Source organism: Cypionkella psychrotolerans (assembly GCF_001294535.1).
In the GTDB taxonomy this organism is placed as follows: Bacteria; Pseudomonadota; Alphaproteobacteria; order Rhodobacterales; family Rhodobacteraceae; genus Cypionkella; species Cypionkella psychrotolerans.
This window is the reverse complement of sequence record NZ_LGIC01000007.1, coordinates 173,994-196,484: the sequence shown is the minus strand read 5'-3', so window position 1 is coordinate 196,484 and position 22,491 is coordinate 173,994. Positions and strand designations below refer to the sequence as shown.

Annotated in this window: 20 protein-coding genes; 7 read left to right on the top strand and 13 right to left on the bottom strand. The window is 60.8% G+C overall.

Features of this window, described 5'->3' with window-relative positions; all coding sequences use genetic code 11:
- Positions 1-3: 3 nt before the first annotated feature.
- From AKV04_RS02585 to AKV04_RS02560, 6 genes are all read right to left on the bottom strand, one after another.
- Complete coding sequence (locus tag AKV04_RS02585; RefSeq protein ID WP_054004908.1) at positions 4-1,095, bottom strand: Gfo/Idh/MocA family protein; 1,092 nt, start codon at positions 1,093-1,095, stop codon at positions 4-6.
- Positions 1,092-2,180, bottom strand: coding sequence for an ABC transporter ATP-binding protein (locus tag AKV04_RS02580; RefSeq protein WP_054004907.1), 1,089 nt, complete (start codon positions 2,178-2,180; stop codon positions 1,092-1,094). The genes AKV04_RS02585 and AKV04_RS02580 overlap by 4 nt, the downstream gene beginning before the upstream one ends.
- A 1-nt stretch (position 2,181) precedes the next feature.
- A complete protein-coding gene (locus AKV04_RS02575; RefSeq protein WP_054004906.1) occupies positions 2,182-3,273 on the bottom strand; it encodes an ABC transporter ATP-binding protein in 1,092 nt (363 codons plus the stop codon).
- Positions 3,270-4,157 (bottom strand): carbohydrate ABC transporter permease, encoded by an 888-nt coding sequence (locus AKV04_RS02570; RefSeq protein WP_082351490.1) that lies wholly within the window; start codon positions 4,155-4,157, stop codon positions 3,270-3,272. Before AKV04_RS02570 ends, AKV04_RS02575 begins: the two co-directional genes overlap by 4 nt.
- A complete protein-coding gene (locus AKV04_RS02565) occupies positions 4,154-5,014 on the bottom strand; it encodes a carbohydrate ABC transporter permease (RefSeq protein ID WP_054004905.1) in 861 nt (286 codons plus the stop codon). The genes AKV04_RS02570 and AKV04_RS02565 overlap by 4 nt, the downstream gene beginning before the upstream one ends.
- Positions 5,015-5,123: 109 nt before the next feature.
- Entirely contained in the window at positions 5,124-6,734 is a 1,611-nt protein-coding gene (locus tag AKV04_RS02560) for an extracellular solute-binding protein (RefSeq protein WP_054004940.1), read from the bottom strand.
- A gap of 317 nt (positions 6,735-7,051) precedes the next feature.
- Between AKV04_RS02560 and AKV04_RS02555 the strand changes: the two genes are divergently transcribed.
- Positions 7,052-8,098, top strand: coding sequence for a LacI family DNA-binding transcriptional regulator (locus tag AKV04_RS02555; protein ID WP_054004904.1), 1,047 nt, complete (start codon positions 7,052-7,054; stop codon positions 8,096-8,098).
- Here AKV04_RS02555 and AKV04_RS02550 read toward each other — a convergent pair whose 3' ends face one another.
- Positions 8,099-9,511 (bottom strand): SLC13 family permease, encoded by a 1,413-nt coding sequence (locus AKV04_RS02550; RefSeq protein WP_235815514.1) that lies wholly within the window; start codon positions 9,509-9,511, stop codon positions 8,099-8,101.
- Between the two features lie 45 nt (positions 9,512-9,556).
- Here AKV04_RS02550 and AKV04_RS02545 point away from each other — a divergent pair, with 45 nt between their 5' ends.
- On the top strand, positions 9,557-10,369 hold the full coding sequence (locus AKV04_RS02545; RefSeq protein WP_054004903.1) for an AraC family transcriptional regulator: 813 nt from the start codon (positions 9,557-9,559) through the stop codon (positions 10,367-10,369).
- 174 nt (positions 10,370-10,543) lie between these two features.
- Here the strand turns inward: AKV04_RS02545 and ilvD are convergent, their stop codons facing one another.
- Both ilvD and AKV04_RS25980 read right to left on the bottom strand, forming a co-directional pair.
- Positions 10,544-12,382, bottom strand: a complete 1,839-nt coding sequence (gene ilvD / locus AKV04_RS02540; protein ID WP_054004902.1) for a dihydroxy-acid dehydratase — start codon at positions 12,380-12,382, stop codon at positions 10,544-10,546.
- Positions 12,383-12,740: 358 nt separating this feature from the next.
- On the bottom strand, positions 12,741-13,394 hold the full coding sequence (locus AKV04_RS25980) for a hypothetical protein (protein WP_156317317.1): 654 nt from the start codon (positions 13,392-13,394) through the stop codon (positions 12,741-12,743).
- Positions 13,395-13,845: 451 nt separating this feature from the next.
- On the opposite strand from AKV04_RS25980, the gene AKV04_RS02530 reads away from it, so the two are divergent.
- From AKV04_RS02530 to AKV04_RS02510, 5 genes are all read left to right on the top strand, one after another.
- Entirely contained in the window at positions 13,846-14,757 is a 912-nt protein-coding gene (locus AKV04_RS02530; RefSeq protein WP_054004900.1) for a DMT family transporter, read from the top strand.
- Complete coding sequence (locus tag AKV04_RS02525) at positions 14,757-15,347, top strand: NAD(P)H-dependent oxidoreductase (RefSeq protein WP_054004899.1); 591 nt, start codon at positions 14,757-14,759, stop codon at positions 15,345-15,347. Before AKV04_RS02530 ends, AKV04_RS02525 begins: the two co-directional genes overlap by 1 nt.
- Before the next feature lie 77 nt (positions 15,348-15,424).
- Positions 15,425-16,210, top strand: a complete 786-nt coding sequence (surE, locus tag AKV04_RS02520; RefSeq protein WP_054004898.1) for a 5'/3'-nucleotidase SurE — start codon at positions 15,425-15,427, stop codon at positions 16,208-16,210.
- The gene (locus AKV04_RS02515) at positions 16,210-16,872 is read left to right on the top strand and encodes a protein-L-isoaspartate(D-aspartate) O-methyltransferase (RefSeq protein ID WP_407638395.1); all 663 of its coding nucleotides are present in this window, start codon (positions 16,210-16,212) and stop codon (positions 16,870-16,872) included. The genes surE and AKV04_RS02515 overlap by 1 nt, the downstream gene beginning before the upstream one ends.
- 47 nt (positions 16,873-16,919) lie before the next feature.
- Positions 16,920-18,062 carry a peptidoglycan DD-metalloendopeptidase family protein gene (locus AKV04_RS02510; RefSeq protein ID WP_054004896.1) on the top strand — a complete coding sequence of 381 codons (1,143 nt, stop codon included), beginning with the start codon at positions 16,920-16,922 and terminating at the stop codon, positions 18,060-18,062.
- Between the two features lie 759 nt (positions 18,063-18,821).
- Here AKV04_RS02510 and AKV04_RS02505 read toward each other — a convergent pair.
- From AKV04_RS02505 to tatB, 4 genes are read right to left on the bottom strand one after another with little or no spacing between them, the layout of a single operon-like run.
- The gene (locus AKV04_RS02505) at positions 18,822-20,093 is read right to left on the bottom strand and encodes a hemolysin family protein (protein ID WP_054004895.1); all 1,272 of its coding nucleotides are present in this window, start codon (positions 20,091-20,093) and stop codon (positions 18,822-18,824) included.
- Between the two features lie 42 nt (positions 20,094-20,135).
- Positions 20,136-20,969, bottom strand: coding sequence for an ATP-binding protein (locus AKV04_RS02500; protein WP_054004894.1), 834 nt, complete (start codon positions 20,967-20,969; stop codon positions 20,136-20,138).
- Complete coding sequence (tatC, locus tag AKV04_RS02495) at positions 20,966-21,820, bottom strand: twin-arginine translocase subunit TatC (RefSeq protein ID WP_054004893.1); 855 nt, start codon at positions 21,818-21,820, stop codon at positions 20,966-20,968. Before tatC ends, AKV04_RS02500 begins: the two co-directional genes overlap by 4 nt.
- Positions 21,817-22,491 carry a Sec-independent protein translocase protein TatB gene (gene tatB, locus AKV04_RS27755; protein ID WP_054004892.1) on the bottom strand — a complete coding sequence of 225 codons (675 nt, stop codon included), beginning with the start codon at positions 22,489-22,491 and terminating at the stop codon, positions 21,817-21,819. The genes tatC and tatB overlap by 4 nt, the downstream gene beginning before the upstream one ends.

Here is a 22,491-nt window from a genome sequence, read left to right as displayed (position 1 = left end):
CCCTCAGTTCGTTGAAATTTCAGACAATTTAACGGTGCGCCCCTCTGCGATCGAACGGTATCCCGCCTCAATCAACGCAACCGTTTTGACGTTATCGGCCACCGAAAGCGCCGGGGGCGTGCCGGTTTTCACCGCATGTTGCAGCTGCTCCATCACGCCGATGAAAGCGTGCGGGAACCACATCGTATCCCATGTCGGGCTGACCCATTTGCCGCCCGTTGCGGTTTGCGAGGCATAGCTCAACGTCGAAGCCGCCCCCGTCGGCCAGCCAATTGAGCCCTTGGCGACCCCTGCCGTGCCCTCCACCCGGAAGGTGATGCTCTGGTCGTTGTCATAACCTTCGGCGCGCGGGCCAGACCAGACATCCTCTAGGCTGACCGCCAGCACTCCAGACGCAAACCGCAAAGTCGAAACCGTAATCCCGTCCGAATGTTCAAACGTCGTGCGCGGGTCGCGCCGAGTTTGCGTGGTGATCTCAACCGGTTCACCAAACAGAAACCGCAGCACGTCCAGATGATGCACTGACATATTCGCCAGCGTCAGACGGTCGTAATCGGCCAGAAACCCCTGCCAATGCGGGATCGCGTGCATGTCGATCTGGGCAAACACGATCTCGCCCAGATCGCCCCGGTCGATGATTTGTTTCAGCACCCGCATGGATTGGTCGTAGCGCATGTTCTGATTGACGCTAAGAACCTTGCCCGCCTTTGCCGCCGCATCGCGCAAGGCAATCGCATCGGCCAGCGTCAAAGCCAGCGGTTTCTGCGCCAAGATCGCCTTGATATGCGGCTGCTTCAGCGCCGCATAAATCAGCGCAGGCTGCTGATCCGGCGGATAGGCAATGTCCAAAATCTCAATAGAGGGGTCCGCAATCAGCGCCTCCGGCGTCGCATGAACCTTGGCAATCCCCCAGCGCTTGGCCACCGCAGCGGCCTTGCTTTCAGTCCGGCTGGCAATCGCGCCAACCTTAAAGCCGGCCTCGTGGTAAGCCGCTAAATGGCACTCCGCCATGATCATGCCAGCCCCAATGCAACCGATCACCAGATCATTGGTCCGCACCACCGGATCGGGCTGAAACCCTAATGCGTCGCTCATTGTCTATCCCCTCCCAAGGAATTTCCGCCCGTTCGGGGCAGCGCCTCTCCGCCCGCCCCGAAATACATCACCCGCGCCGGATCACAGCCAAGGCCGACCAGCGCGCCCACCCGAATATCCGGCTGCCCGCGCAGCATCGCCCGCAACGGCTGCGCCCCAGCGGTCAAAGTCACCACGGTATAGCCGCCCAAAGGCTCCACTTCGGCCACCGTCGCAGGCACCCCCGCGCCACCCTCCCAAACGGAAACCCGCAAATCCTCCGGCCGCAGCCCCAGTTCGGCAACTCCCGCCTGCGCCCCAGCGGCCACTTGCAAAGCCCCAGCCGCGGCCTCAAACCCCGCGCCTGTCGCCTGCACCGGCAGGATATTCATCACCGGGCTGCCCAGAAACCGCGCCACATAGGTCGTTGACGGATGGTCATAAATTTCCACCGGGCGGCCAATCTGCCGGATCGCGCCATCTTCCAAAATGGCCATCCGGTCCGCCACTGACATGGCTTCCTCCTGATCATGCGTCACATAGATCAGCGTCCGCCCTGCCTCCCGCTGGATGCGCTTCAGCTCCACGCGGGTCTCCTCACGCAACCGCGCATCCAAGGCCGAGATCGGATCATCCATCAGATAGGCCGCCGGATCGCGCACCAAAGCCCGCGCAATCGCCACCCGCTGCCGCTCGCCGCCCGAAAGCTGCCCCGGCATCTTGTGCAGGATATGGCCGATATGCAGCTTCTCCGCCGCATCCTTCAACCGCGCCTCAATCTTGGCAGGCGCTTCCCGCCGCTCCACCAACGGAAACCGCACGTTATCCGCCGCCGTCATATGCGGAAACAAAGCCAAATTCTGGAATACCATCGCGATATTCCGCGCCGCTGGCGACACCTCGTTGACAGCTTTACCGTCAATCAAAATCTCACCGCTATCCGGCTTCTCCAACCCCAAGATCAGCCGCAGGATCGTGCTTTTCCCCGACAACGGCGGCCCGAAAAAGCAAAAGAACTCATTATCCGCCACGGTGAAACTCGCGTCATCCACCGCCAAAGTGGCACCATAGCGCTTGGTCACATTGCGAAAGGCAATCTCGGCCATATTATTGCCCCCTCAGTGCAGCGCCAGAAGCAGCATCAAACAACCGCACAGCGCTCGGATGCGGCGCAAAGTGCAACGCCCGCCCCATTTCAAACCCGGCATCATTCTCAAACACCGTCTTGGCGCTCGCCGCCCCGTCGCCCAGATGCAAAATCGTCCGCGCGCCGATGCGTTCGACAAAGCTGATCGGCATCGCCATACCCTGCCCTTCGGAAACCCGCGCCGCCTGCTCTGGCCGAAACCCAAACACCACATCGCCGTTAGCCTTGCGCGCAGCCGCCGCCTGCTCCGGTGCCAAAGGCAGCGAATACCCCAAAGCCCCCAGATCAATCGCCATACTGCCCGCCACCTCTGTCGGACGCCCGTGCAACAGGTTCATCCCCGGCGAGCCGATAAACCGCGCCACAAACAGGTTCGCCGGATCGTTATAAATCTGCAGCGGCGTGCCCACCTGCTGCAACACGCCATGGTCCATCACCGCAATGCGGTCGGCCATCGTCATCGCTTCCAACTGGTCATGCGTCACATACACCATGGTCTGCTTGAAGCTGCGTTGCAGCCCCTTCAACTCGGTCCGCATCACCGCCCGGAACGCCGCATCGACGTTGCTCAGCGGCTCATCCAGCAGGAAAATCGCAGGCTCCATGATCGCCGAGCGCCCAATCGCCACCCGTTGCAGGATGTTCACCGACAGCCCCGCCGCAGGCCGATCCAGCATCGGCGTCAGTTGCAACAATTCGGCCATGGCGTTGGTCCGCCGCACCACCTCATCACTCGGCCGCCGCGTTGCGCGCAACCCATAGGAAAGGTTCTGCCGCACCGTCATATGGGTGAAAATCGCGTAGTTCTGAAACACAAACCCCACACCGCGCCGCCCCATCGGCACCCCCGCCATATCGCGATCACCGAACAAGATCCGCCCCTCAGACGGGGTTTCCATCCCCGCAATCATATTCATCGTGGTGGATTTGCCGCAGCCCGACGGCCCGAGCAGCGCCACGAACTCGCCATCCGCAATCGTCAGATCCATCGTCTTCAGCGCGGTAAAGGCGCCGAAGCGTTTCACCAGATGTTCCAGCCGGATCATGCTCATGCCCGCACCCTCGCCATACGTTTCAAGGCCCAGACACAGACCACCGACAGCACGATCAGGATCGCCAAAGCAATCGCCGCGACATAGCCCCAGATCAGATCCTGCGTGGCGATTTTATAGATGTAGACAGAAATGGTTTCCGTCGCGACCCCCGGCCCGCCGCCGGTCATGATGAACAAGGTGTCGAAAATCTTGAAGCATTCGATCACCCGGATCGCCAGCGCGATACCAATGATCGTTTTCATCCGCGGCAGCACGATCGAGGTAAACCGTTGCAACGGATTGGCCCCCAACAAAGTCGCAGCCCGCACCTGATCTTCCGGCACACCCACCAAACCTGCCAGCAAAATCAAGAACATCAGCGGCGTCCATTGCCATATGTCGGCCACCATCACGGCCACCAAAGCAAGGTTCGGATCGGACAGCCAAGCAATCGTCACCGGGCTGCCAGTGAACATCGCCAGAATGTCATTCACCGGCCCGCCCGACTGGAACAGCATGAAGAACATGTAGCCCGCCACCGCAGGCACCACCATCATCGGCATGATCAGGATCGAGTAGAACACCCGCTTGCCCTTGAAATCATCCATGAACAAAGTGGCCAAACCTAAGCCCAGCATGAACTCTATCGGCACGCAAACCGCCATCACAAACGCGGTACGCCCCAGTGCCGCCCACAACCGGCCATCGCCCAACAGGTCGCTGTAATTGGCAAAGCTATTCCAAAACTGCCACGCCTGCGGCCAGCTTTGCCCCGACAATGGCGACCAATCGGTCAGCGAAATGTAAGCCTGCATCAGCAGCGGAAATACCGAGATGAACAGCACCAGCACCTGCGCAGGCAAGGTCAGCCGGAAGCCCAAACGTGCGGATTCGTCCTTCATTGCTTCAACGCTCCAAACGTCAATCCGCGCACCAGATGCTTCTGGATCAGCACGCCCAACACCACCGGAGGAACCGCCGCCATCAGCCCCAACGCGGCCTTCGCGCCATAAAGCTGCCCGGTCATGGATGAGGAAAGCGAGGCCATATAGACCGGAATCGTCACCCATTCCCGCGTCGTCAGCAGCAAAGCGATCAGGTAATCCGACCAATTCAGGATGAACACAAACAGCGCCGCCGAGGCCAAAGGCGCGCGCATCATCGGCAGGGTGATCCGCCAGAACACCCGTGCGCGGCTACAGCCTTCCACCAAAGCCGCTTCCTCAATCTCTTTCGGCATGTCGTCGAAAAAGGTTTTCATCAGCCAGAACGCGAACGGCAGCGTCACGATGCCATACACCAGCGCCAGCCCCCACCAGGTATCGGTCATGTTGAAAAACGCCCACATGATCATCACCGGGGTCATCACCGCCATCGGCGGAAACAGCCGCAACTGCACCAGCGCCAAGGGCAAATTGCCACCCGAGCCAAACCGCGACAGCCCATAAGCCGCCGCCGTCCCCGCCGTCATCGCGATCACAGTGCCGATGCCCGCCGACAGGAAAGACGCCAAAATCGGCTTCAACGCGGTGCGATCCAATGCCACGATCAGATCAGAATTGCTGACGCCGAACACATAGCGGAAATTGTCCAAAGTCGGGGCTTTCGGCCACCACGTCAGCGCCGCCCCGGTCGCCTGCCATTCCGGGATCGGCTTGAACGCCATCGAGGCCATCCACAGGATCGGGATGAGCGTGACGGCCACCGCCAGCAAAATCATCGTGTATCGAAACGCCTCAAAGGCCAGCGAGCGGGTCATTTTACTTCCAAAAATTCAAAGGATTGGTCGGCGCGCAGGGTCCGCGCCGACCAAGGTGGTTTGCGGTTCTCCGCAAGCCACCATTAGATCAGGTTAAGACGGGAGAGCCTTAAACCGGATCAAGCACCGTCGGCCAAGCTGCCTTGTTGGCCTTAATCGCCTCGATAATCTTCTCCTCACCCGTCCGCCGGGTGATCTTCGCCCAAGCATCCGCGGTATCGGCCATCGCCTGCGCCGCCGTCTTGGCCCCGGTCAAAGACGCCATCAGGTTCTCGTCCAGCGCATTGTGGAACGCCGTCGCCCCCGGATAGTTGATCGACGGCACCGTGCGTGCCACCGTCTCGCGCACATTGTCCATATGGTAGGCGTGATAGGTTTCCCGCACCAGCGGATCGGCGAAATCGTTCAGAGAGAACGGGTCGAAGTAGCCGCCCGGATTGGCCGTCATCCACGAATATATCCGCGCCGAGCCCAGCCATTGCAGCAACAAGTACGCCACTTCCGGGTATTCCGATTGCGACGAAACCATCCCCGTCAGGCTGAACCACAGCACCGAACGGCTGACGATCTTACCATCCACTTCCGTCCCCGGGGGCAGCATGGAACCGATCTTGCCCGTCACGGTGGACCCGGTATTGCCAGCATTATCCAGAAACTTCGGCAGGTTCGAAAACGCGCAGGTCATCGCAGCACCGCCAGAAGCGAAGTTACCATACTGCTCCGGCCAACCCCAGCTGATCGCATCAGGCGAGTGGTGCGACAGGCTGTCAATATAGGCCTGCGTCGCCGCCACCCCGTTTTCGGAATTGATCAGCGGCACACCGTCATCGCCAAACAGGAACTGGTTCGGCGAGGCCATCGAGGTGAAGCGCTGATACCAGTTGGTATAACCCCAACCCTGATTGCGCAGATCGGTCGAGCCAAACAGCCCCTTCTCAGGCCGCTGGAAGAACGCCGCGACATCGGAATGCTGCTTCCAAGTGCGCGGCGGGGCCAGATCATAACCGTATTTGTCCTTGAACGCCGCCTGCTCTGCCGCATCGCCAAACAGATCGGTGCGATACACCCAAGTCTGGAAATCGCCATCCAAGCTGACGCCATAGGTCGAACCGCGATATTGGTTCAGCAAAGCCACGCCCTGCGCGCCATTCACATAGCCGCGCTCAGGATCATCCCACTGCGGCTTGTGCGCCTCGACATAATCATCGAGCTTGGCAATGCCGCCCGATTCCGCCAGATCACCCAAGCGGTTCCAATCGGTCGAATAGATGTCATAGGCCCCACCAGAAGTGGAAATATCCTGCATCGTCTTGGTAAATTCCTGCCCGTTCGGCAGCCCGACAATCTCCAGCGTGATCCCGGTTTCCTTCTCCCACAGATCCTTGATCGACGGCGCGCCTGCCGGGAACGGCTGTGTCAACTGCCCGATCGAGCCATCCGACAAAGCCATCACGATCTTGGCGGGCGCTTTCCCCGCGCCTTTCAGCGACTTCACCGCTTCAATCGCCCGACCCTCCGGCGTGTCCGGCCCGTATTGATAACGCTCTGCCCCCGGAAATCCGGTCGGACCACCAATCATCCCTTGCGCCAGCGCATCCGCGCCCTCGGCCCGCGCAGGGCGGATAAAGCGGGGTGCGATGCCAATCGCCGCGCCATAAACAGCCAGTTTACCGCCGCTCGTCAGTAACTGACGCCGCGAGATGCGATCTGTGTGATCCATATGTGTCCCTCCCAAGACAGCAAAGCCCATGCGTTGATGCGCTTTAATGATGTTTTATGATTATATAAATCATTTCGTCAACATCATAAAGCTGCAAATTGATGGCGGAGCCGGCCAAGAAAGCGGTGCCCATCACAGAGATCACCCTACATATCCTTGATATGTCGTAATATTACCCAAAAATGCCACCCGTCCGCACATCAGCAGAATATCTTCAGCTTCGCGTTCCCTCACCTTCAATCAATCAAAATACATCATTTACAGATCACTTTTTCAATGGCACTAAGAACAAACCCAACCAAAGCGACCCAAAACGCATGAACACCCAAAACCCGACGCCGCCGCGTGCCACCCTGCATGACGTTGCCCGCGAGGCCAATGTCTCCTCCGCCACGGTGGATCGGGTGTTAAATGGCCGTGACGGTGTCCGCGCACGCACGCGTGAGGTGGTTTTGCAAACCGCGCGGCGCTTGGGCTACATCTCGGACACCGAGACGCCTGACCGCCCGAGCCATACCGTCCAGATTGACCTCGCTTTCCTTTTGCCCGCAGGCACCAACGCTTTCATCAACGCCCTGCACCGCCAGATCGAGATCAGCGCCGCCGCGCGCCCCGATCTAAGTGTCAAAATCGAACGCATCGAGGGCTTTAACCCACAAACCGTCGCAGCCCACCTCCTCGCGCTGCGCGGCCAAGTCGCGGGCGTCGGCCTGATCGCGCAAGACCACCCCCTCGTGCGCGAAGCGATCCGCACCGTCAGCCAAAGCGGCACGCAAGTGCTGACCCTTGCCACCGATATCCAAAATGTCCCCCGGCTTGCCTATGTTGGCATCGACAACCGCCAGGCCGGACGGCTGGCCGGGCAACTGATGGGCCGCCTGCTGCCCGCAGGCCAACCCGCCAAAGCCGCCCTGTTCGCAGGCTCGCTCGCCTACCGCGGCCATGAGGAACGCGAGATGGGCTTTCGCCACATCCTGCGCGAAGAATTTCCCCACATCCAAATCCTGGAACTGCGCGAGATTATGGACGACCGCCAGCGCGCGCGGGCGGAAACCAGTGCGCTTCTGAACCAACACCCCGACCTCGCCGCGATCTACAACGTCGGCGGCGGCACCTCTGGCATCGCCGCCGAACTGCGCGCACGGGGGCTGGAGCATCGCGTGGTGTTCGTCTGCCACGAGGCCACCGAAAGCAACAAAGCCTTCCTGCTGGATGGCACGGTGGATGCGGTGATTGACCAGAACCCCCGTGTTGAGGCGCGCGAGGCCCTCAACCTGCTCGCCGCCGCCGCCCGCAACCAGCCCTACACCTACATCCCGCCGCGCCTGCAACTGGTGCTGCGCGAAAACCTGCCCGACGAGTGATCAGATCCAGCCCAAAACCCGCCACCACAGATAATCCAGCGGCAACAGCACCACCACCGTCACCACCGCCAAGCGCCACAACACCCGCGCCAAGGCCCTTAGGCTTTCGCCCGAAAGCTGCATCGCCACCACCAAGGGTGCCACCTGATACGGCAATAGCACGGTCGAAAACCCCACCACCTGCGTCATCAGCACCGCCTGCAAACTAAACCCGCTCGCCGCCGCCAAATCCTGCGCCATCGGCGTCAGCACCGAAGGCACGCTCGGCACCGTCGTCACCAGACCCGTCAGCATCGACATCAGCGACAGCGCGGCGAAATCCGCAGCCGTTCCGCCCGGATGCAGCGGCAAAACAGCTTGCAACCCCTGCCCGATCAGCGCCCCAAGACCGGAGCTGTTGACCAGTGCTCCCACCGCCAGCGCCCCCGCCACAAACAACAGCAGCCCGAAATCCACCGAAGCCTTGAACAGCGCAGGCGTCACCACGCCAAATCCGGGGCTCAGCAACACCACAGCCGCAGCAAGCCCCACCCAAGCCGCATTTACCCCATGCACCGAATCTGTCATCCACAGCAGCAGCGTCACCAGTAGCACACCAGCCACCCGCAGCTGTGCCGACCTGTTGGCAGGGTCCGAAGCCGCCGAGGCCGCCACCACATGCGGTGCCACCTCTGCCGGAAACATCCGCAACACCATCCCCGCAGTGAGCGCCGACTTCACGATGCCCAACACCGGATAATGCAGCCATAGATAGGCCGTATAGCCAAAATGCGCGCCGTAGATCGTCTCCGCCGCCCCCGACAGCACCATATTCGGGATATTCGCGGGCAGAATCGCAAAACTCGGCATGTTGCAGGCAATCGCCAACGTCACCGCAATGCCAATCCGCCCATTTGACCCCGGCTGAAACCCCGCCCGCGCCGCCAAGGCCATACCAATCGGCACCAGCACCACCGCACGCCCCACCGAAGACGGCATGATGAAGCCCAAAGCCATCGCCACCAACGTCAGCCCAAAGATCATCCGCGCATAACTGCCATCCAGCAGCGGCCCCAACACCTGCGCCATCCGCACGCCGAGCCCCGAAGCACTGATCGCCGCCCCAATCACAAAGCCCGAAATGATCAACCAAACGGCGGTCGAGCCAAACCCCGCAAACACCAGATCCGCCGGAGCGAGGCCCAACACCAACACCACCGCAAACAAGATCAAACTGGCGAAGTAATTCGGCACCACGCCACTGGCCCACAACCCCAGCGTCACCAGCACCGCCGCAAGAATCTGCGCCTGCGCCGCACTCAACCCCGCAGGCGGCAACAAAGCCAACGCCAGCGCCGCCGCCACCAAAGCCACCACCACCCCCTGTTTCACCGAAAATCCAACCCGCTGCATCGCCCGCTCCACATTGTTCATGCTGCGACCCTAGCCGAAACCGCCACTATGCGTTAGACCACCATCATGCCAGAACATATCGCCCATACGCCAAACCACGCCCCCAGTGCCACTGGCTTCCTGCGCGACCCCAATCGCCCAATCCTCGCCTATGGCCGCACCATGCGTCCCCAAGACGGCATCGCCCCGCACCATCATCCCCGCGCGCAACTGCTATGGGCGCTGCGGGGCGTGTTGCGCATCCGTGCCGCCGATGCCACTTGGATCGTGCCGCCCAGCCACGCCGTCTGGATCCCCGGCGATGTGCCGCATCAGGTGCAATCGGATACTGAAACCGATATCCGCAACCTCTACATCGACCCCGCGCTGCCGCTGCGCGCCACCAACCAGACCTGCGCCGTCCTCACCCTCACCCCGCTGATGCGCGCGCTGATCCTGCGGCTGCACGGTGAAGACACCACCGCAGCCTTCTCACCCCGCCTGCTGCGCCTGTGTGCTGTGATCGCCGATGAGATCGAAACCCTGCCCGAAGCCCCGCTGCATCTGCCCGGCGGCCACGATCCCCGCCTTGTGCGTCTGACCCGTCACCTGATCAACCATCCCGATGATCCAAGCCCGCTGCCCGACCTCGCCCGCAGCACCGCCGCCAGCTCCCGCACCCTAGAGCGTCTATTCCGCGCCGAAACCGGCCTCAGCTACCGCCAATGGCGCGCCCGCCAGCGCCTTCTGCTCGCCATTGAACGGCTGACGCGCGGCCAAAGCAGCGCCACCATCGCCTATGCCCTGGGCTACCGCAGCCCCAGCGCCTTCACCGCCGCCTTCCGCGCAGAATTCGGCACCCCGCCGCAAAGCTTCCTGAAACAAGCAGTCGCGCCGTAACGCCAGCGCAGTGAGGCCCCGAAAAGCCGCCAGAACTAACCTATAGCGGCGCGGCACTCGTTTAGATCGGGAAAGCCCCTAAAATTTATCTAAAATTTGCTTTCATCTTGGCTCAAATATCCCACGGGGGTCCGGGGGTGTGAAACCCCCGGCGCTCCCTGCAGCAAACCGCCCTTACTCGCCCGGCAACCGCCGCACAGCCCCCGTCGCCGCCGAAGTCGCAAACAACCCATAAGCCCGCAGCGCCTGAGACACTTTCCGCGCCCGCGGCTTCACCGGCTTCCAACCCTTGGCATCCTGCGCCGCCCGCCGTACCGCCAGATCCGCCTCCGACACCGCCAAATGAATGGTCCGCGCCGGAATGTTGATCTCAATCCGGTCGCCTTCTTCCACAAGGCCAATCAGCCCCCCCGAAGCCGCCTCAGGCGAGACATGCCCAATCGACAGACCCGAAGTGCCGCCCGAGAACCGCCCATCGGTCAGCAGTGCACAGGCTTTGCCAAGCCCCTTCGATTTCAGATACGAGGTCGGATACAGCATCTCCTGCATCCCCGGCCCACCTTTCGGCCCCTCATAGCGGATCACCAGCACATCGCCTTCTTTGATCCAGTTCGACAGGATCGCCTCCACGGCGGCGTTCTGCGATTCAAACACCCGCGCCGGGCCTGCGAACACCAGAATGCTGTCATCCACCCCAGCGGTCTTCACAATACAGCCCTCTGGCGCAATGTTCCCCGACAGCACAGCCAAGCCGCCATCCTTCGAGAACGGAGTCTTCGCCGAACGAATAACCCCCTTCGCCCGGTCAGTATCCAACTCCGCCCATTTCCGGCTCTGGCTGAACGCAACTTGGGTCGGAACCCCACCCGGTGCCGCCAAAAACAACTCGCGCACTTCTGGATGATTGCTGCGCGAAATATCCCAATGGTCAATCGCCGCCCCCAACGTCGGCGCATGCACCGTCGGACAATCGCGGTTCAACAGCCCCGCCGCATCCAACTGACCCAAGATCGCCATGATCCCGCCCGCGCGATGCACGTCCTCCATATGAACGTCCTGCTTGGCCGGGGCCACCTTGCACAACACCGGCACCTTGCGGCTCAAAGCATCAATGTCGGCCATGGTGAAATCGACGCCACCCTCGTGCGCCGCAGCCAAGATGTGCAGCACAGTGTTGGTGGACCCACCCATCGCAATATCCAGCGCCATCGCATTTTCAAACGCGCCTTTGCTCGCAATCTCGCGCGGCAACAGGCCCTTCTCGTTGCCCTCATAATGCCGCTTGGTGATATCGACGATCACCCGCCCCGCCTCAAGGAACAACCCCTGCCGCGCCGAATGCGTCGCCAAAGTCGAGCCATTGCCCGGCAAAGACAGCCCCAAAGCTTCCGTCAGACAGTTCATCGAATTGGCCGTAAACATCCCCGAACATGACCCACACGTCGGGCAAGCCGCTGCCTCAATCTTCGCCAGATCCGCATCCGACACGCTTTCATCCGCCGCCGAGACCATCGCATCGACAAGATCGAGCGCCAATTCCTTGCCGTCGATCACCACCTTGCCAGCCTCCATCGGCCCGCCCGACACAAACACCACCGGAATGTTCAGCCGCATCGCCGCCATCAGCATGCCGGGAGTGATCTTGTCGCAGTTGGAAATACACACCATCGCATCCGCGCAATGGGCGTTGACCATATATTCCACCGAATCCGCGATCAATTCCCGCGACGGTAGCGAATACAGCATCCCGTCATGCCCCATCGCAATGCCATCATCCACCGCAATGGTGTTGAATTCCTTCGCCACGCCACCAGCCCGCTCGACCTCGCGCGCCACCATCTGCCCGAGGTCTTTCAGATGCACATGCCCGGGGACAAACTGGGTGAACGAGTTCACAATCGCAATGATCGGCTTGCCAAAGTCGCCATCCTTCATCCCCGTCGCACGCCAAAGCCCGCGCGCACCCGCCATATTGCGGCCGTGAGTGGTGGTTCTGGAACGATAAACAGGCATGGCTGATCCTCTGGCTATGGCGCGCCGCAAGCGATGCGCAAACTTGCGTCCCTTATTGACCCTTGCCGAAGCAGGCTTCAAGAGCGCAATCGCAAACGCAGGCAAGTGATGGCCGATATTTGTGCAGTTTTTGATCACCAACACAGGGCCGCGCCCGACCTCGGGAGGACGCGCCAACAGAAGTTCTACGCACTTTATGCCTCAAGCACTCCCCCAGAACTTCTGCTGGTGACCTTGGCAATCGCGCCCTCCCGGCGGGAGGGCGGGCGCGGCCCGGCGGGCTTCGCCCTTGATTCCGGGCAAGAGGGGAACGCCAAAGTAGTGTCAGATATCTGCGAGCTCGACTGCGCCAGCATTGCTAACAGGGTGTTCGCTCCCCCTCGCGTTTAAACTTGCTAAGGTCCGACCCAATGTACTTTAATTTTCGTGTGATACTCAGGGTGAACTTCTTCCGCTCACGTTGTGAAGCGGTTTGACCGGAAGGCTTATGCACCCAAAGGTCTGGCCATTCCAAGGATATTTCTGCCTCATTGCCGTCCGCAGCACATCGCGTGAAAGTGCTTTCAAAACCATTCGCCCAGCGAGAAATTGGCGGACTTTGGCGAACTGGAGCGCCGGCAGCCAGGTCCGCGGCGAGAGTCTTTCTATCCATTGTCTCTGGGTCGATCACATATGCTTCGATCACACAAACATCGTAGTCGTAATCGTCATACCCCTTGCTGAATCCGAATAGCCCTAAGATGCCTTTACGATCATCGGTGACTTTCCAAGTCGGCCAAGGACAGTCATCAAAACGAGGGGTTACATCAAACCCATTATTGTTGAATGCAGCTTTTATTGCGGGGAAATTCGCAAAGTGCTCAAGGCAAAAATTTTTGAAGACTGCAATGAATTCAGGAGCACCGATTGTTCCAGCGTGCTCTACAAGTGGCAAAGGATTGTCTGCAAAAGCGGGAACAGAACCTGTAACCCAAAGTGCGGACAAGTAGCCTGCGAGATCGCAAATTCGCATCGGTTCTCTTCTGATCAGAAATTAGGTGATGGGTTCCTATGCAACATTAATCAGGACTACGGTATTTCAGAAAAGACTTGCTTGCAATGTCCGCCAAGTTATTAGATCAACTGCGTTTTACATGCACAACATAGGGCAGCGCCAGACCGCCGGGTGGGCGCAGCCACAGATGTTCTAGGCACTTTATGCTTCAGCAAATCCCCCAGAAGTTCTAAGCGAGACAGCGCAGAAGCGCCCGCCCGTGGGGGCGGTCAGGCGCTGCCCGGCGGCGCTAAAGCGCCTTGAATCCGGGCGGGTTGTTTGCTTGCAATGACTAAGACATAGAAAACCTGAGAAACATGGCAGCGGATACCAAACCTCCATACACCCCCCAATTCCACCCCTCCCCCTGTCGCCCCCAGACCTTCCCCCGCCTCACCAATCCCCTATAACCCCGGCAGAGGAGACACCCATGACCACCGCCCGCCCACCACTTTCCGCCCGCAACCCGCAAGCCTATGGCTTTGCTGTCACCCTGCTGGGCGCGTTGTTCTTCTTCCCCGACGCTTTGGTGGTGCGCCTGATCGACACTGACACCATGACCATCGCGGTCTGGCGCGGCATCGCCGCCGCCGTCACCACCTTCGCAGGTCTGGCAATCTTCGGCCGCGCCAGTCTGCCGCATTGGCGCGAACTCTTGCGCTGGCCGTCGCTCGCGATGATCTTCCTGCAAGGCATAGGCTCGGTGTTCTTCCTCGCCTCCTTGGGCCAAACCTCCGCCGCCAACGCCCTGCTGATCCTCGCCACCGCCCCGTTCATCGCCGCCCTGATGTCATGGGCGATCCTGCGCGAGCGGATCGACACCCCGACATGGGGCGCGATCTTCACCGTGTTCGCGGGCGTCGGCATCATCGGCGCGGGCAGCTTGGGCGGCGGTCACCTGTCAGGCGACCTCTTTGCGCTGGCCAATGCCGTCGTCATCGCCGCCTATTACGTTGTGATCCGCATGGCCCCGCAAGGCAATCTGATGCCCGCCATCGCCATCGGCTACCTGCTCACGTCCGCCATCGCCTACCCCTTCGCGCCCATGGCCCCGCTTGACCTCCAGCAAGCCGCCTTGATCTTCATCTCCGGTGGCGTCATCCTCGCCGGAGGCTGCGCTTTGCTGCAAATCGGTCCGCGCTACTTGCCCGCCGCCGAGGTTTCGATGATCACCATGCTGGAAATCATCGCAGGCCCGCTGCTGGTCTGGCTGTTCATCGGCGAGAATCCGGGCACGAAAACCCTGATCGGCGGCTGCGTGATCCTGATCGCGATCACCGCCCACACCCTGCTGAAACTGGCGCAAAGCCAACGCGGCTCAAACTCTGCCAACTCCGCCTGATGCGCCTGCTGTTCGTCCACGCCCATCCCCATGCCGACAGCTTCACCACCGCCTGCCGCGATACCGCCATTCAAGCCGCGACGGCAAAAGGTCACGAAACCAAACTCATCGACCTCTACGCCGAGAACTTCCAACCGAACCTAACCCCCGACGAGTGGCTCAGCTACCCCGACCCCGATGCCATAGACGACGCCCTTTCCCCCCACATCGAAGCCCTGCAATGGGCCGAGGGCCTGATCTTCACCCACCCGACATGGTGGAGCGGCCCGCCCGCCATCCTGAAGGGCTGGCTCGACCGCACATTCCGCCCCGGCATCGCCTTCCACGTCGACGGCAAAACCCTGCGCCCCGGCCTGCCCAACATCCGCCTGCTCGGTGTGCTCACCAGCCTTGGCGCGACAAGCCTGCAATACAACCTCCTCCTCGCCGCCCCCGGACGCCGCCAATTCCTGCGGTCCTTGCGCGCCTGCACCAACCGCCAGTGCAAAACCCTCTGGCTCGCCCATTATGCCGTAGCCAGCAGCACCGAAGCCTCCCGCGCCGCCCACCTTGCGAAAATAGCGGCACGCATAGCACAGATTGCGGTTTAACGCACCCGACCCACCAGCACTGCTTGCCGCCCGCGCCCCAAGCGTTTATCAATGCCCCATAATAAAAGGGCAGACCGATGCGCATTCTGATCACCAACGACGACGGCATCAACGCCCCCGGCCTTGTCACGCTGACCCGCATCGCGCAGGAAATCGCCGGACCCAAGGGCGAAGTCTGGACCGTCGCCCCCGCGTTTGAGCAATCCGGCGTCGGCCATTGCATCAGCTACACCCACCCGATGATCAACGCCAAACTGGCCGACCGCCGCTATGCCGTCGAAGGCTCGCCCGCCGATTGCGTGCTGGCCGGAGTCTACGACGTGCTGGAAGGCGCGAAACCCGATCTGGTGTTGTCCGGCGTCAACCGCGGCAACAATTCCGCCGAAAACGTGCTCTATTCCGGCACCATCGGTGCGGCTATGGAAGCCGCCCTGCACGGCATCCCCGCCATTGCGCTGTCGCAATACATGGGCCACGACACCGAAGATCTAGACGATCCGTTCGAGGCCGCCGCGACCCATGGCGCCAAAATCATCCGCGCCCTGCTGGATAAAGCCATCTGGACCACCGACGATTACCGCATCTTCTACAACGTCAACTTCCCGCCCTGCGCCGCAAAGGCCGTCAAGGGCCACAGGGTTGCGCCGCAAGGTTTCCGCCGCGACACCAGCTTTGGCATCCAACCCTACACCGCCCCTTCCGGCAAACGCTTCCTCTGGATCAAGGGCGGCCCGCAGCACACCCCCACCCTGCCCGGCACCGATGCCGCCGTGAACCTTGACGGCTATATCTCGATCACCCCCCTGCGCTGCGATCTGACCGCCCACGACACCATCGCCGACCTCACAAAGCGGTTGGGATGATGGAGAACGGCCTGCCCGAAGATGAGACGGCGGCCGAGCGCAAGATGCGATTCCTGTTTGCCCTCAGATCCAAAGGTGTGACCGACGCCCGCGTGCTTTCCGTGATGGAGCGGGTGGATCGTGGCCAGTTCGTGCGTGGCCTGTTCGCCGAACGCGCTTATGAAGACATGCCGCTGCCCATCGCCTGCGGTCAGACCATCAGCCAGCCTTCCGTGGTCGGCCTGATGACGCAAGCCCTCAACATCAGCCCGCGCGATACGGTCTTAGAGGTCGGCACTGGCTCCGGCTACCAAGCCGCCATCCTCGCCCACCTTGCGCGACGCGTCTACACCGTCGACCGCCACCGCCGCCTTGTGCGCGAGGCGCAAGACCTGTTCCGCGATATGGGCCTCGTCAATATCGTCGCAATGACCGCAGACGGCAGCTTCGGCCTGCCCGACCAAGCGCCGTTTGATCGCATCATCGTGACGGCCGCCGCCGAAGACCCGCCCGGCCCGCTCTTGGCGCAGTTGAAAGTTGGCGGTATCATGGTGGTGCCTGTCGGCCAATCTGATACAGTGCAGCACCTGATCAAAGTCACTAGGCTGGCCACAGGCTACGATTACGAAGAACTTCGCCCAGTGCGGTTTGTGCCACTGGTAGAGGGCATCAGTGCAGACTAGAACGCAACAAGACGCCCGGACCAACCGGGCAAGGTACAGAGGCAAGCATGACCCTATCGCGCCTTCCCATTCTTGGCCTATCCGCCCTGCTGATGGTCTCCGCCTGCGGCAAAACCAAGCCGTTTGACTGGGACCTGCGCGCGGGCCATGGCGCGCTGGATACGTCGGATGCCGCCCTGCGCGCCACCGACCCGCGCCCCGCAGCCGATGCCAACGGTGTTTTGTCTTACCCAAATTACCAAGCCGCAGTCGCACAGCGCGGCGATACCGTAGCCTCCGTTGCTGCCCGTGTCGGTCTGCCCGCTGATCAAGTGGCGAAGTATAACGGCCTGAACCCCGGTGACAGCTTGCGCGAAGGCGAAACCCTTGCTTTGCCGGCCCGCGTCGCCGCAACCCCCGCAGGCAGCACCGCCACCCCCGGCGCGGTCGATGTCTCCTCCATCGCCACCACAGCACTTGACCGTGTCGGCACCACCACGCCCGCCGCCGCGAAGCCGAGCAAACCCACAGGCACCGAGCCAATCCGCCACCAAGTCAAACGCGGCGAGACCGCGTTCTCGATTGCCCGCATCTACAACATCTCTGCCCGCTCGATTGCCGATTGGAACGGCCTTGGCCCCGATCTGGAAGTCCGCGAAGGCCAGTTCCTGATCATCCCCACCGCCAATGCCTCGCCGCCGCCGAAAGACCCGGTCGCGGTTACCACGGTGCCCGGCGCAGGCTCGCCCACGCCCGAGCCGCCCTCGGCGAAAAAACCACTGCCCGCAGAGAAACCCGCCAAAGCCAGCGAAAAACCTGCCCCTGCCGCTGATCTTGGAAAAGACCGCACCGCCGCCTCGGCCTCACGCTTTACCATGCCAGTCAGCGGCAAGGTGATCCGCGCCTATGTGAAGAAAAAGAATGACGGCATCGACATTGCTGCCGCCGCAGGGTCTTCGGTGAAAGCCGCAGCCGACGGCACCGTCGCCGCTGTCACCAAAGACACCCAAGGCACCCCCATCGTGGTGATCCGCCACGCTGACGGCATCCTGACGGTCTACGCTGGCGTCGATGGCCTGAAAGTCGCCAAAGGCGACAAAGTCACCAAAGGCCAAGCCATCGCCGTCGTCCGCGCCGGAGACCCCGCCTTCGTGCATTTCGAGATCCGCAAAGGCGTCGATTCCGTCGATCCGATGGCGTATTTGCAGTAACAGGTGCAGCGCTCCCGAGTGGGGCGCTGCCTTTCGGTTTACCCAGAATGTTCAGGTTCAAACATGGCCACTGAGCCAAGCAGACTTGCCCAGTTTTGAGCGTCGATTTGAACCCAATCTAGACATTAGAAATTCATGCTATTCGCGTGCTGGGTGACTAACGGCCTCGAATATTACTTTGACACCGAGTTTTTGCTTCTCAGTTTTGAAAACCCGAGAATTTGCGTCGTATGACACAATCAATGTGTCATTGGATATCCATTCTGACTCCGCCCACGGCCCTCCCCAAATTTCTGATTTTGCCGAACCACGATTGTCGTCAACCGCAAAGATATTTCCCGATCCACGAAGTGTTTCCCCATCCTTCAGGATTGAAATCTGCGTTGAAAAGCCAGTGGTCGCCCCACAGCTTCTTTCGAACAGAACCGACCGACTATGCCCGTCAGGAGATTCCGAAGATTGAAGAATTGTGTTCTCACATTCATCTTCGCATGCTGAAACAAGGCCGAACGAGATTATGATCGCCACAATTCTTGGACAGTTCAGATGCCGTTTGCTCATGGGTAAGGTTGCTTTTCTATATCTAAAGACCCAAGCCTTGCCGTAGTTTGCGCCCAATAAACAATTTCACAATGGCCCAAATATCCCCGCCGGAGGCTCCCTCAGCACCCCGAAGTGTTCACACCCCGTTAACCTTAACCAAAACCCTGCGAAATAACCCAATAAAAACAATGGTCCCGAGTTGGGACCACCCCAACCTCAAACCTCGCTGACCAAAATCTTATCAATCCGCAGCCCATCCAAGTCGATCACCTCAAACTTGTAACCCTCGGCGACAAAAGTATCCCCCAGCACCGGCATCCGCCGCAGCTGATGCAGCACCAACCCCGCGATGGTATCGTATTCCCCCGCAAGCCCGCGCGACAGCCCCAGCCGATCACAGAACTCATCCGCAGGCATCCACCCCGACACCAACAAACTGCCATCGCCCCGCACCAGCAAAGCAGGCTCATCCGCATCCGCCGAGCTTTCCGCCCCAGTGATCGCTTCCAGCACGTCATCGGTGGTGATGATGCCCTCGAAGTGGCCGTATTCATCGTAAACCAGCGCGATGTGATGCAACGATTTATGCAGCACCACCAGAGCATCCAAAGCATCTGCCTGATCCGACACCACCGGCACATCGACCACCAGCGCCTTCAAATCCAAGGCCTCGCGCCGTGAGACCACGTTGAATACATCGGCGAGGGTGACAATCCCCACCACTTCCCCGGTCACGCGGCTTTGCACCAGCATCCGTGGCCGCGCGATCTTACGGATCATCGCCACCGCTTCGGCCGAGGTCGCCTCCAGCTCCAGCATCTGCACCTCATGGCGTGGCGTCATCAGGGCGCGGGCAGTCCGGTCCCCCAAACGCATCACCCCCGCCATCATCTCACGCTCGCCATCCTCCAGCACACCGCCCTCATGCGCCTCGGTCAGCAGGGTGTGGACTTCTTCCTCCGTCACCTTATTGCCGCCAACACCGCGCTGGCCCAGCAGCCACAGCACCGTTTTGCCCGACCAGTCCAGCAGCCACACCACCGGAGTCGTCACCGTGCTCAGCACAGCCATCGCCGGAGCCACCCGGATGGCCACGCCTTCGGCATTGCGCAGCGCCAGTTGTTTGGGAACCAGTTCGCCAATGATCAGCGAGACATAGGTGATCGACACCACCACCCCGCCGACGCCCACGGTCGAGGCCCAATCGGCATCCATCCCCATCTTGACCAGCCAATTCGTCAGCCGCAGACCCAAGGTCGCCCCTGACAAAGCCCCCGACAGCACCCCGACCATGGTGATGCCGATCTGCACCGTCGACAAAAACCGACCCGGATTTTCTGCCAACCGCAGGGCTGCAGCAGCACCCTTGCTTTTGCCCTCCAGCGATTTCAGCCGCGCAGGGCGCGCCGAGACGATCGCCATTTCTGACATCGAGAGCACGCCGTTCAGAACGATCAGCGCAGCGAGAACAAGGATTTCTATGATCATGATGCCGCTAAGATCAGGCTCACACGCAGAAATGGCAAGGGGTCACAAAGAAACCCCGTGACGCGCCGCCAGATCGCAGAAAAATTGCCACGCCACCCGGCCCGAGCGGCTGCCGCGCGTTGCCTGCCACTCAATCGCCTCAGCCCGCAGGGTATCGGCATCGACCACCACGCCATGCGCGTCCGCATAACCCCGGATCATCGCCAGATATTCGTCCTGCGAGCAGGGATGGAATCCCAGCCACAGCCCAAACCGATCTGACAGCGAGACTTTCTCCTCAACCGCTTCCCCCGGCGTAATCGCGGTGGAGCGTTCGTTTTCAATCATATCGCGCGGCATCAGGTGGCGGCGGTTTGAGGTGGCATAGAGCAGCACATTCTCGGGTCGCCCTTCAATGCCGCCATCCAGCACCGCTTTCAGCGATTTGTAGTGCTGGTCGTCATGGCTGAATGAAAGATCATCGCAGAACAAGATGAACTGATGAGGTGCCGCCCGCAGATGCGCGAGCAAGCGCTGCACCGATGGTAGGTCCTCGCGCGACAGTTCGACGATCTTCAGATCATGGCCTTCCTTGCGCACTGACGCATGGATCGCCTTGACCAGCGACGATTTCCCCATGCCCCGCGCGCCCCAAAGCAGCGCGTTATTGGCAGGCAAACCCCGCGCAAAGAAACGCGTGTTCGCGAGCAAAGTATCTCGCGAGCGATCCACCCCGATCAGCAGGCCAATATCGACGCGGCTCACCTTGGCCACAGGCTCCAGCCGATCCGGCCCGGTGTGCCAAGCAAACGCCTCCGCCGAAAAATCAGGGGCAGGCATCGCCGCAGGAGCCAACCGCTCCAGAGCCTCGGCAATCCGCGTGAGCGCGTCGGTCATTCTTCCGGGTCCACCCAAGTGCCATCCGCGCGTTCTTGCGCTTCGCGCTTCTTCTCGAACCCGGCAATCATCCAGATCGACAGCTCGTACAGCGGGTAAATCGCGAAAAACATGATCAGCTGACTCATCACATCCGGCGGGGTTGCCACCGCAGCGACCGTCAAAATCGCCACCACCGCATATTTCCGAGTCGCCCGCAGACCAGAGGACGAAATCATGCCCGCCTTGCCCATCAGCGTCAGCAGCACCGGCAGCTGAAAGCACAGCCCGAACGCCATGATAAATTGCATGGTCAGCGACAGGAAACTTTCCACCGAGCCTTGATAGAGCACCCCCGCCGCCGCACTGGTGATCGAGGGTGCCACCGGCACAGCCCCCGGATTCATCGCCTTCGAGAAATCGCCCTGATACGACAGGAAGAAGTGAAATGCCCCCGGCAAGATCATGTAATAGGCAAACGCCGCCCCCGCGATGAACATCGCCGGAGACGCCAGTAGAAACGGCAAAAACGCACTCTTTTCATTGCGATACAGCCCTGGTGCCACGAAACGCCAGAGCTGGAACGCGATCACGGGGAAAGACATCGCAAATCCGGCCCAGACCGCGATTTTCACCGCGACAAAGAAGCCTTCCTGCAGCTTGATCAGCACGAATTGGCACTTTTGGCCGTAATCCGCCATCGCGTTGCACATCGGAATCGACAGCACATGAAAGATCGGAATCCACAGCAGATAGCCGATCAAACAGCCTACGCCCAGCACCGCGACCGAAACCAGAATCCGGTTGCGCAGCTCTTTCAGATGCTCGATCAGCGGCGCGGCGCTTGCGTCCACATCATCAGTATGGCTCATGCTTCATCCGCCTTCTTGGTCTTGCGCGGGGGTGTGGTTCGGGGGGCGCGGGGTTTCGGTGCGGGCTTGGCCTCGGCCACTTCGACAGCCGCCACAGGCTTGCGCACACGCGGCTTCACGGCGGGCTTCACCTCGGCTTTCGAGGCCGCAATCCCGCTATCAACCGCCTTCAGCTTCTGCGCCGTCTCGGCCAAAATCGCCTTTTTCGCCGCTTGCTTATCCATCAAAGCCTGCGTTTCCGGACCCAAAATTTTAGGCTCCACTGCAGCGACAGTTTCGACAACCGCTGCAGGCTCTGTCCCCACAGTCGGAACCGCCGCAGGCATCGGCGGCGGCACCAGTGGCTTGTTGCCGACACTGGACGCCACCGTAGGCTTGGCCGCATTCTTGATCGGATCCCATTTCTCAAACCGATCCGCCGCCTCTTTCACCTTGTTCAGGCCCATCGACTTGGCCGAGGTCATGCCCTTCAGATCATCCGCCACATCCTTGACGCCGGAGTCTTTCGCCGCCTGCTCCATCGCGCGGGAAAACTCGCGCGACATCTGCCGCAGCTTGGCGGTGAAGCGGCCCAACTGCCGGAACATATCCGGCAGATCTTCCGGCCCGATCACAATCAGCGCCACGATGCCGATCAGCACCAATTCGGCCCAGCCGATATCCCCAAACAT

Bases quoted from the DNA above. Each gene is read 5' to 3' on its own strand.
- AKV04_RS02585 (WP_054004908.1), bottom strand. From the start codon at position 1,095: ATGAGCGACGCATTAGGGTTTCAGCCCGATCCGGTGGTGCGGACCAAT.
- AKV04_RS02580 (WP_054004907.1), bottom strand. From the start codon at position 2,180: ATGGCCGAGATTGCCTTTCGCAATGTGACCAAGCGCTATGGTGCCACT.
- AKV04_RS02575 (WP_054004906.1), bottom strand. From the start codon at position 3,273: ATGAGCATGATCCGGCTGGAACATCTGGTGAAACGCTTCGGCGCCTTT.
- AKV04_RS02570 (WP_082351490.1), bottom strand. From the start codon at position 4,157: ATGAAGGACGAATCCGCACGTTTGGGCTTCCGGCTGACCTTGCCTGCG.
- AKV04_RS02565 (WP_054004905.1), bottom strand. From the start codon at position 5,014: ATGACCCGCTCGCTGGCCTTTGAGGCGTTTCGATACACGATGATTTTG.
- AKV04_RS02560 (WP_054004940.1), bottom strand. From the start codon at position 6,734: ATGGATCACACAGATCGCATCTCGCGGCGTCAGTTACTGACGAGCGGC.
- AKV04_RS02555 (WP_054004904.1), top strand. From the start codon at position 7,052: ATGAACACCCAAAACCCGACGCCGCCGCGTGCCACCCTGCATGACGTT.
- AKV04_RS02550 (WP_235815514.1), bottom strand. From the start codon at position 9,511: ATGAACAATGTGGAGCGGGCGATGCAGCGGGTTGGATTTTCGGTGAAA.
- AKV04_RS02545 (WP_054004903.1), top strand. From the start codon at position 9,557: ATGCCAGAACATATCGCCCATACGCCAAACCACGCCCCCAGTGCCACT.
- ilvD (WP_054004902.1), bottom strand. From the start codon at position 12,382: ATGCCTGTTTATCGTTCCAGAACCACCACTCACGGCCGCAATATGGCG.
- AKV04_RS25980 (WP_156317317.1), bottom strand. From the start codon at position 13,394: ATGCGAATTTGCGATCTCGCAGGCTACTTGTCCGCACTTTGGGTTACA.
- AKV04_RS02530 (WP_054004900.1), top strand. From the start codon at position 13,846: ATGACCACCGCCCGCCCACCACTTTCCGCCCGCAACCCGCAAGCCTAT.
- AKV04_RS02525 (WP_054004899.1), top strand. From the start codon at position 14,757: ATGCGCCTGCTGTTCGTCCACGCCCATCCCCATGCCGACAGCTTCACC.
- surE (WP_054004898.1), top strand. From the start codon at position 15,425: ATGCGCATTCTGATCACCAACGACGACGGCATCAACGCCCCCGGCCTT.
- AKV04_RS02515 (WP_407638395.1), top strand. From the start codon at position 16,210: ATGGAGAACGGCCTGCCCGAAGATGAGACGGCGGCCGAGCGCAAGATG.
- AKV04_RS02510 (WP_054004896.1), top strand. From the start codon at position 16,920: ATGACCCTATCGCGCCTTCCCATTCTTGGCCTATCCGCCCTGCTGATG.
- AKV04_RS02505 (WP_054004895.1), bottom strand. From the start codon at position 20,093: ATGATCATAGAAATCCTTGTTCTCGCTGCGCTGATCGTTCTGAACGGC.
- AKV04_RS02500 (WP_054004894.1), bottom strand. From the start codon at position 20,969: ATGACCGACGCGCTCACGCGGATTGCCGAGGCTCTGGAGCGGTTGGCT.
- tatC (WP_054004893.1), bottom strand. From the start codon at position 21,820: ATGAGCCATACTGATGATGTGGACGCAAGCGCCGCGCCGCTGATCGAG.
- tatB (WP_054004892.1), bottom strand. From the start codon at position 22,491: ATGTTTGGGGATATCGGCTGGGCCGAATTGGTGCTGATCGGCATCGTG.